Here is a 1,355-nt window from a genome sequence, read left to right as displayed (position 1 = left end):
GCCCTGCGCGCCGGCGCCGCCGCCGACCGCCGCGGCCTGCGCCTGCCCCTCGCCGACATCTTCGCCAACCCCACCATCGCCACCCAGGCCCTGGTCGTCGCCACCGCCCGCTCCGCCGACACCACCACCCTGGTGCCGGATGCGGGGAGGTGGGGTGAGCCGTTCGGTCTGACGGATGTGCAGCATGCGTACTGGTTGGGTCGTTCGGGGTTGTTCGAGTTGGGTGATGTGTCGACGCATGTGTATCTGGAGCTGGAGTCGGGGAATTTCGATCCGGTGCGGGCGCGGGTGGTGCTGGGTCGGTTGGTGGAGCGGCACGGGATGTTGCGGGCGGTGGTGCGGTCGGACGGTCGTCAGCAGGTGCTGGACGTGGCGGATGTGGTGGTGCGGGTGGGGTTCGAGGATCTGGGTGGGTTGTCGGTGGAGGAGGCGTGGGCGCGGGTGGGGGTGGTGCGGGAGCGGTTGTCGCACGAGGTGCGTCCGGCGGAGGTGTGTCCGCTGTTCGAGGTGTTCGGCCAGCGGCTGCCGGACGGGCTGGTGCGGGTCCATCTGAGCATCGACATGCTGGTCGCGGACGCGGCGTCGGTGCGGATCCTCCTGGCGGAGTGGGCGGAGCTGTATGCCGATCCGGAGGTGGAGTTGGGGCGGATCGGGGTGTCGTTCCGGGACTACTGTCTGGCGGTGGAGGCGGCGGGTGAGGACGCGGGGGCGCGTGCGTACTGGTTGGGGCGGCTGGATTCGTTGCCGGCGGCGCCGGAGTTGCCGTTGGTGGTGGGTGGGGTGCGGGGGGCGACGCGTTTCGTGCGGCGTGAGCACCGGTTGGACGGTGTGCGGTGGGGTCGGTTGCGAGGGTGGGCTATGGCGCGGGGGGTGACGCCGTCGGTGGTGTTGTGTGCGGCGTTCGCGGAGGCGTTGGCGTTGTGGGCGAAGGAGCCGCGGTTCACGTTGAACGTGACGACCGGTGACCGGTTGCCGTTGCATCCGGATGTGGAGCGGTTGATCGGTGACTTCACGAATCTGGTGCTGCTGGAGGTGGACACCTCGGGTGGGGGTTCGTTCGCGGACCGGGTGCGTGTGCTGCAGCGGCGGCTCCTCACCGACCTCGAACACCGCGCCTTCGGCGGGGTGCGCATGATCCGCGCCCTGATGCGGGAGCACGGTCCCGAACGCGCCTCGATGCCCGTGGTGTTCACGAGCGTCCTCGGCCATGAGATGCCCGGCGGTGAGGACGGTGTGCTGCCCGGTCTCGGATCCCTCGTTTCCGCGGTGTCGCAGACGCCGCAGGTGCATCTGGACTGTCAGGTGGTGGAGGTCGGTGGGGAGTTGATGGTGAGCTGGGACGCGGTGGAGGCGTT

Annotated in this window: 1 protein-coding gene; it reads left to right on the top strand. The window is 69.9% G+C overall.

All coding sequences use genetic code 11. The annotated features are described in order from the left end of the window. On the top strand, window positions 1–1,355 hold a 1,355-nt coding region (locus tag ACFCX4_RS36275; RefSeq protein WP_376151751.1), incomplete at both ends, for a condensation domain-containing protein.

Origin of the sequence: Kitasatospora sp. NPDC056327 (assembly GCF_042261735.1) — a bacterium.
Classification (GTDB): Bacteria; Actinomycetota; Actinomycetes; order Streptomycetales; family Streptomycetaceae; genus Kitasatospora.
The sequence above is the reverse complement of the archived record's forward strand: the minus strand, read 5'-3'. Positions and strand labels throughout refer to the sequence as shown.